Origin of the sequence: Pseudomonas sp. Root562, from assembly GCF_001427125.1 — a bacterium.
In the GTDB taxonomy this organism is placed as follows: domain Bacteria; phylum Pseudomonadota; class Gammaproteobacteria; order Pseudomonadales; family Pseudomonadaceae; genus Aquipseudomonas.
The window spans coordinates 22,969-30,207 of sequence record NZ_LMGK01000015.1 but is presented as its reverse complement, the minus strand read 5'-3'; the positions used below and the strand labels follow the sequence as shown (position 1 = coordinate 30,207).

The following is a 7,239-nucleotide window of genomic DNA, read 5'->3' as shown; positions in this document are numbered from 1 at the left end:
CTCAACCGAGGCGCGCATTCTACAGCAGCCTCATTTGCTGTCAAGTGGTTATTTTCAGAAGTTTTCAAGGATTTCCTTAACAACTTCAACCACTTGCGCTGCCGATCTCTCGTCAGCGGGAGGCGAATTCTACAGCGTTACACGCCGCTGTCAACACCTCTTTTTCAACTTCCTTCTGGCTTCGATGACCTGAAGCAACCTGCTGCCGAAAATTGCGTAACTCATTGTTTATCAAGGAGTTTTCCGTTTCGACCGCGCCGGAAGTGGGGCGAATTATAGACACCTGAGATCTGCCGTCAAGCGTTGATTTGGTTTTTCTATCAATAACTTACGAAAGGCAAGAAAACAACGCACCTGCACACACAAAACCCGCGCCTTCTATATAGAAGGCGCCTTCAGAGCACACCTGCGTCCTTCAACGCAGCCACCACACCCGCATCCAGCCCCAGCACTCGCTGCAGCACTTCCAGCGTATGCTCACCCAACAATGGCGGCGCTTGGCGGTACTCCACCGGCGTTTCGGACAAACGAATAGGACTTGCTACCTGAGGCACCATGCCAGCCAGCGCATGCGGCAATTCAATAGCCAGCCCTCGCGCCTTGACCTGCGGATCGGCAAACATTTGCGCCAGATCGTTGATCGGCCCGCAGGGCACGCCAGCCCGTTCGAGCTCAGCCACCCACTCAGCGGTAGTTTTGAACACCGTCGCCTGGCGGATCAGTGGAATCAGCACCGCTCGGTTGGCCACCCGCTGCTTGTTGGTTGCGAAACGAGGATCGTCTGCCCACTGGGGTTGCCCAGCCACTTCAGCGAACTTTCGGAACTGTCCGTCATTGCCCACGGTGAGGATGAAGTCGCCGTCAGCAGTAGGAAAGTCCTGATAAGGCACGATGTTCGGATGCGCATTGCCCAGGCGCTTCGGCGCATTACCCGTTGTCAGGTAATTCATCGCCTGGTTAGCCAGGCACGCCACCTGAACATCGAGCAGCGCCATATCGATATGCTGTCCGCCACCATCATGATCGCGATGCGCAAGCGCTGCGAGGATTGCCACGGTCGAATAGAGCCCTGTCAGGATGTCCGTCAGCGCAACGCCCACTTTAACCGGCCCGGCGCCTTCCTCACCCTCAGGTCGACCCGTCAGACTCATGAGCCCGCCGAGCCCCTGGATCATGAAGTCGTAGCCAGCGCGCTTGGCATACGGCCCGGTCTGACCAAACCCGGTAATCGAGCAATAGATCAGATTCGGGTTAATCGACCTTAGTGCTTCGTAGTCCAGCCCATAAGCGGCCAGACCACCCACCTTGAAGTTCTCGATCAGGATGTCTGATTTGGCCGCCAGATCACGCACCAGCTTCTGACCTTCAGGGCGCGTGAAGTCGATGGTGACCGACTGCTTGTTGCGATTGGCCGACAGATAATAAGCGGCCTCGCTGGTGTTCTCGCCATAAGCGTCCTTAAGGAAGGGCGGCCCCCAGGCGCGCGTGTCGTCACCGTTGCCAGGGCGCTCGACCTTGATCACTTCGGCGCCAAGGTCGGCGAGGATCTGCCCGGCCCACGGCCCGGCCAATACCCGCGACAAATCCAGTACCCGCAGATGTGAAAGCGCGCCCATGGTCGTTCTCCTATTAATAGAACGCCTGGATGCCGGTCTGCGCGCGACCAAGAATCAGCGCGTGGACGTCATGTGTACCTTCATAGGTATTCACCACTTCCAGGTTGACCAGGTGACGAGCAACGCCGAACTCATCAGAGATACCGTTGCCACCCAACATGTCACGGGCCATGCGCGCAATGTCCAGCGACTTGCCGCAGGAGTTACGCTTCATCATCGAAGTGATTTCGACTGCCGCAGTACCTTCGTCCTTCATACGACCCAAGCGCAGGCAGCCCTGCAACGCCATGGTGATTTCGGTCTGCATGTCGGCCAGCTTCTTCTGGATCAGCTGAGTCGCAGCCAACGGGCGACCGAACTGCTGACGATCCAGCGTGTATTGGCGAGCGGTGTGCCAGCAGAACTCGGCAGCACCCAGCGCACCCCAGGAAATACCGTACCGAGCGGAGTTCAGACAGGTGAACGGTCCTTTCAAGCCTCGGACATCCGGGAAAATGTTCTCTTCCGGCACGAATACGTTGTCCATCACGATTTCACCGGTGATCGATGCACGCAGGCCGACCTTGCCGTGAATAACCGGTGCGCTAAGGCCCTTCCAGCCTTTCTCCAGAACGAATCCGCGGATATCACCCGCATCGTCCTTGCCCCAAACGACAAAAACGTCAGCGATCGGGCTGTTGGTGATCCACATCTTGCTACCGGTCAAGCTGTAGCCGCCTTCCACTTTACGCGCACGAGTAATCATCGCGCCCGGGTCGGAACCGTGGTTAGGCTCCGTCAGACCGAAGCAACCGATCCATTCGCCGGAAGCCAGTTTCGGCAGGTATTTCTGCTTTTGAGCTTCGGTACCGAATTCGTTGATCGGCACCATCACCAGCGAGGATTGCACACTCATCATCGAGCGGTAGCCCGAATCGACACGCTCGACTTCACGGGCAATCAGGCCGTAGCTGACGTAGTTCAGGCCGCTGCCACCGTATTGCTCAGGAATGGTGGCACCCAACAGGCCCACCTCCCCCATCTCGCGAAAGATCGCCGGATCGGTCTTTTCATGGCGGAAAGCTTCGAGAACCCGCGGCGCGAGCTTCTGCTGAGCGAACTGCGCAGCGGTGTCGCGAATCATGCGCTCTTCTTCGGTGAGCTGTTGATCCAGCAGCAGGGGATCGATCCAGTTGAAGCTAGCTTTACCGGCCATGAGTGTGTCCTCTCGAAACAGGTCAAATAACGTGGACTGATCCTAGGCCGGGTTCGGCGTCACGGCAAACGAGGATTTCGCATACTGTTGTGCTAATTTCTCACTCCGAAACGTCGCGTAATGCATTTAAGGCGATGTATTAGTGAGGTTGACGTACATGCGCAGAAAGATACCCAGCACAACCGCCCTGATAAGCTTTGAAGCGGCAGCGCGACACGAAAGCTTTACCAAAGCAGCCGAGGAGCTTTCGCTGACCCAAGGTGCAATCTGTCGACAGATCGCCAGCCTGGAAGAGTTCCTGAATGTGGAACTCTTTCGACGCTCACGGCGCGGTGTAAAGCTGACTGAAGCCGGGCTTTCCTACAGCCGTCGGGTTGCCACTCAACTCGACGCAGTCGAGCGCGACACTTTGTCGGTGATGGGCCAGCAGGGCGCCAACGTAATCGAGCTGGCCGTGGTACCGACTTTCGGCACCCAGTGGTTACTGCCGCGACTCAAAGACTTCCAACACAAACATCCCGAAGTGACGGTCAACCTGACCAACCGGACGCGGCCATTCCTGTTTGCCGACACGGACTTCGATGCCGCGATTTACTTTGGCGACGCGGATTGGTCGGGTACGGAATCCCACCGCTTGATGGGCGAAAATCCCATGCCCGTTTGCAGCCCCGGCCTACTCGGAAAGAAAACCATCCTTTCCCCCGAAGGAATCGCAGAACTCCCTCTCCTGCAACAAACCACCCGGCCGTATGCCTGGCGTCAGTGGTTCAACTCCCAGCATCTGAACATCCCTCGAGACATGACAGGCCCGCGCTACGAGCTATTCTCAATGCTCGCCCAGGCGGCGATGCACGACATGGGCATAGCATTGATTCCGCCATTCCTGATTCAACGCGAATTGACAGAGAAACGCCTGGTCATCGCCAACCCTCAGGCGCTCTCCAGTATCAAGGCGTATTACTTGATGATTCCTGAGCGAAAGGTCGAATCGGCATCTTTAAGGGCTTTTCGAGATTGGCTGGTCACGCAGGCGCACAGCTATAGCCTAGAAGAATAAAGGCCCGGCCCGCTTTGTTGACCTCGTAGTCAGCTATTCAAAAACCCTACAGATATACGGATATGTCGCTTAAACACAAACTGTTTGGCAAAGCAGTACAAACGTCCCACAAGCGCCTGAAGACGCGGCTTTGCGCCACTATTGAGGGCCGATGCCGCATCATTCATACGGCCGATGTCCAATTTCTTGAATTTGCGCCAGAATCCTTACAAGGCACGGCCTGCAAGGGATTGAGCCGGTTGGTTGCGACATTCGGTCACGGGGTGACTTGTAGTTAATTTTCCGTCACCCGTCATAATCCCTTGAAGGGCACAAAGTTCGCCTGCAAAATGCCGCGCCCCGTCCTGATTTGGCGGGGTCGTGCTGATCGGCCGCCCCAGCCGCACCATCCGTAGTGCATGGGTTTACTCAATAAGATCACGCAGGAGATTTGACGTGCACATTGGTGTTCCTCTCGAAACCCAGACCGGTGAAACACGGGTTGCTGCAACCCCGGAAACCATCAAGAAGCTGATCGGCCAAGGTCATAAGGTCACTGTACAAAGCGGCGCCGGCATTAACGCCAGTGTTGTCGACAGTGCCTATGAAGCAGCGGGCGCAAGCATTGGCAGCGCCAGCGATGTGTTTGGCGCAGAGCTGATTCTTAAGGTAGTCGCCCCCAGCGACAGCGAACTCGCACTGATCAAGAGCGGCACCATTGTGGTGGGCATGCTCAATCCGTTCAGCAACGAAACCATCGCCAAGATGGCCGAATGCGGCATTACCGCATTCGCACTGGAAGCCGCGCCCCGCACGTCCCGCGCTCAGAGCCTGGATGTGCTGTCATCGCAAGCCAACATTGCCGGCTACAAGGCGGTGTTGCTGGCAGCTCATTACTATCCGCGCTTCATGCCAATGCTGATGACCGCTGCCGGCACCGTGAAAGCGGCGCGCGTTCTGATTCTCGGTGCCGGTGTGGCCGGGTTGCAGGCGATTGCCACGGCAAAACGCCTGGGAGCAGTGATCGAGGCGTCTGACGTGCGTCCTGCAGTCAAGGAGCAGATCGAATCTCTCGGCGCCAAGTTCGTCGACGTGCCTTACGAGACCGATGAAGAGCGCGAATGCGCCGTTGGTGTCGGCGGTTACGCACGCCCCATGCCCGCCAGCTGGATGCAGCGCCAGGCCGCAGCCGTGCACGAACGCGCCAAACAGGCTGACATCGTTATCACCACAGCGCTGATTCCAGGACGCAAGGCACCGACGCTGCTGAGCGCGGAAACCGTGGCACAGATGAAACCGGGTTCGGTGGTCGTCGACCTTGCGGCAGCCCAGGGCGGTAACTGCCCGCTGACCGTAGCCGATCAGGTGGTGGTCGAAAATGGCGTGACCATTGTCGGCCCTACCAACCTGGCCGGCGCGGTGGCAGCCGACGCTTCGGCGCTGTACGCGCGCAACCTGCTGGACTTCATGAAACTGTTGTTCGATAAAGAAGGACAACTGGTGATCAACCTCGAAGACGATATCGTCGCCGCGTGCCTGATGTGCCGCGACGGCCAGATCGTGCGCAAGAACGGCTGAGGATAAAAACAATGGAAGACATGCTGATCTCTGACGGTATCTACAACCTGATCATCTTCGTGCTGGCGATTTATGTCGGTTATCACGTGGTCTGGAACGTGACACCTGCGCTTCACACGCCCCTGATGGCGGTGACCAACGCTATCTCGGCAATTGTGATCGTCGGCGCCATGCTCGCTGCCGCGTTGACCGTCACGCCCCTGGGCAAAACCATGGGCACCCTGGCCGTAGCCCTGGCGGCGGTCAATGTGTTCGGTGGCTTCCTGGTCACCCGTCGCATGCTGGAAATGTTCAAGAAAAAAGCGGCGCCAGCAAAAGCTCCGGCAGCCAAGGCCGAAGCAGTCAAGGCTGAGGTGCAGCAAGCATGAGCATGAACCTCGTTACTTCTCTGTACCTGATCGCCTCGGTCTGCTTCATCCAGGCGCTCAAGGGCCTCTCGCATCCAACGACCTCGCGTCGCGGCAACCTGTTCGGCATGCTCGGCATGGGTCTGGCAGTCCTGACGACGGTCGGCCTGATCTACAAATTGGGATCCGAACTGGCCCACGACGGCATCGTCTACGTGATCGTCGGCCTGTTGATCGGCGGTACCGCCGGTTCAATCATGGCCAAACGCGTTGAAATGACCAAAATGCCTGAGCTGGTCGCTTTCATGCACAGCATGATTGGCCTGGCAGCGGTGTTCATTGCCATTGCGGCGGTGGTCGAACCTCAATCGCTGGGCATCGTCAAGCAACTCGGCGACGCCATTCCGGCGGGTAACCGCCTGGAGCTGTTCCTGGGTGCGGCCATTGGTGCAATCACTTTCTCCGGCTCGGTGATCGCGTTCGGCAAACTGTCGGGCAAGTACAAGTTCCGCCTGTTCCAGGGCGCACCGGTACAGTTCAGCGGTCAGCACAAACTGAACCTGCTGTTGGGTGTAGCCACGCTGGCACTGGGCGTGACCTACATGCTGACGGGCAACCTGACTGCCTTCGCCGTGATGTTGGCTCTGGCCTTCGTCATGGGTGTGCTGATCATCATCCCGATCGGTGGCGCCGACATGCCGGTAGTGGTGTCGATGCTCAACAGCTATTCCGGCTGGGCAGCGGCGGGCATTGGTTTCTCGCTGAACAACTCGATGCTGATCATCGCCGGTTCGCTGGTGGGCTCAAGCGGTGCGATCCTCTCGTACATCATGTGCAAGGCGATGAACCGCTCCTTCTTTAATGTATTGCTCGGCGGTTTCGGCAATACAGCCGATGCAGGTCCTGCAGGCGCCAAGGAAGCCCGCCCGGTGAAATCCGGTTCGGCTGATGACGCGACCTTCCTGCTGACCAACGCCGACACCGTGATCATCGTCCCGGGCTACGGCCTGGCGGTAGCGCGGGCGCAGCATGCATTGAAGGAACTGACCGAGAAGCTGACCCACCGCGGCGTGACCGTGAAGTACGCGATCCACCCGGTTGCAGGTCGTATGCCGGGCCACATGAACGTGTTGCTGGCCGAGGCCGAAGTGCCTTACGACCAGGTGTTCGAGATGGAAGACATCAACTCCGAGTTCGGCCAGGCAGACGTGGTGCTGGTACTCGGCGCGAACGACGTGGTCAACCCGGCCGCCAAGAACGATCCGAAATCGCCGATTGCCGGCATGCCGATTCTCGAAGCGTTCAAGGCCAAGACCATCATCGTCAACAAGCGCTCGATGGCCAGCGGCTATGCCGGTCTGGACAACGAACTGTTCTACCTGGACAAGACCATGATGGTGTTCGGCGACGCCAAGAAAGTCATCGAAGACATGGTTAAAGCCGTCGAATAAATCTCTCGGCACGACT

At 57.9% G+C, this 7,239-nt stretch carries 6 protein-coding genes and 1 pseudogene; 5 read left to right on the top strand and 2 right to left on the bottom strand.

The window, feature by feature from the left end; all coding sequences use genetic code 11:
- Window positions 1-193: pseudogene (locus ASD60_RS29405) on the top strand (hypothetical protein); the annotation flags it as partial.
- 202 nt (window positions 194-395) lie between these two features.
- Here the strand turns inward: ASD60_RS29405 and ASD60_RS13545 are convergent.
- Together ASD60_RS13545 and ASD60_RS13540 are read right to left on the bottom strand one after the other, a co-directional pair.
- Window positions 396-1,616, bottom strand: a complete 1,221-nt coding sequence (locus ASD60_RS13545; RefSeq protein WP_056854491.1) for a CaiB/BaiF CoA transferase family protein — start codon at window positions 1,614-1,616, stop codon at window positions 396-398.
- Between the two features lie 13 nt (window positions 1,617-1,629).
- The gene (locus tag ASD60_RS13540) at window positions 1,630-2,811 is read right to left on the bottom strand and encodes an acyl-CoA dehydrogenase (RefSeq protein ID WP_056854490.1); all 1,182 of its coding nucleotides are present in this window, start codon (window positions 2,809-2,811) and stop codon (window positions 1,630-1,632) included.
- Window positions 2,812-2,968: 157 nt separating this feature from the next.
- On the opposite strand from ASD60_RS13540, the gene ASD60_RS13535 reads away from it, so the two are divergent.
- From ASD60_RS13535 to ASD60_RS13520, 4 genes are all read left to right on the top strand, one after another.
- Window positions 2,969-3,868: a LysR family transcriptional regulator gene (locus ASD60_RS13535; protein ID WP_056854494.1), complete on the top strand. Its 900-nt coding sequence runs from the start codon at window positions 2,969-2,971 to the stop codon at window positions 3,866-3,868.
- Window positions 3,869-4,303: 435 nt separating this feature from the next.
- The gene (locus tag ASD60_RS13530) at window positions 4,304-5,425 is read left to right on the top strand and encodes a Re/Si-specific NAD(P)(+) transhydrogenase subunit alpha (RefSeq protein ID WP_056854489.1); all 1,122 of its coding nucleotides are present in this window, start codon (window positions 4,304-4,306) and stop codon (window positions 5,423-5,425) included.
- 11 nt (window positions 5,426-5,436) lie between these two features.
- The gene (locus ASD60_RS13525; protein ID WP_056854488.1) at window positions 5,437-5,793 is read left to right on the top strand and encodes an NAD(P) transhydrogenase subunit alpha; all 357 of its coding nucleotides are present in this window, start codon (window positions 5,437-5,439) and stop codon (window positions 5,791-5,793) included.
- Entirely contained in the window at window positions 5,790-7,223 is a 1,434-nt protein-coding gene (locus tag ASD60_RS13520) for an NAD(P)(+) transhydrogenase (Re/Si-specific) subunit beta (RefSeq protein ID WP_056854487.1), read from the top strand. Before ASD60_RS13525 ends, ASD60_RS13520 begins: the two co-directional genes overlap by 4 nt.
- The last annotated feature ends 16 nt before the right edge of the window (window positions 7,224-7,239 follow it).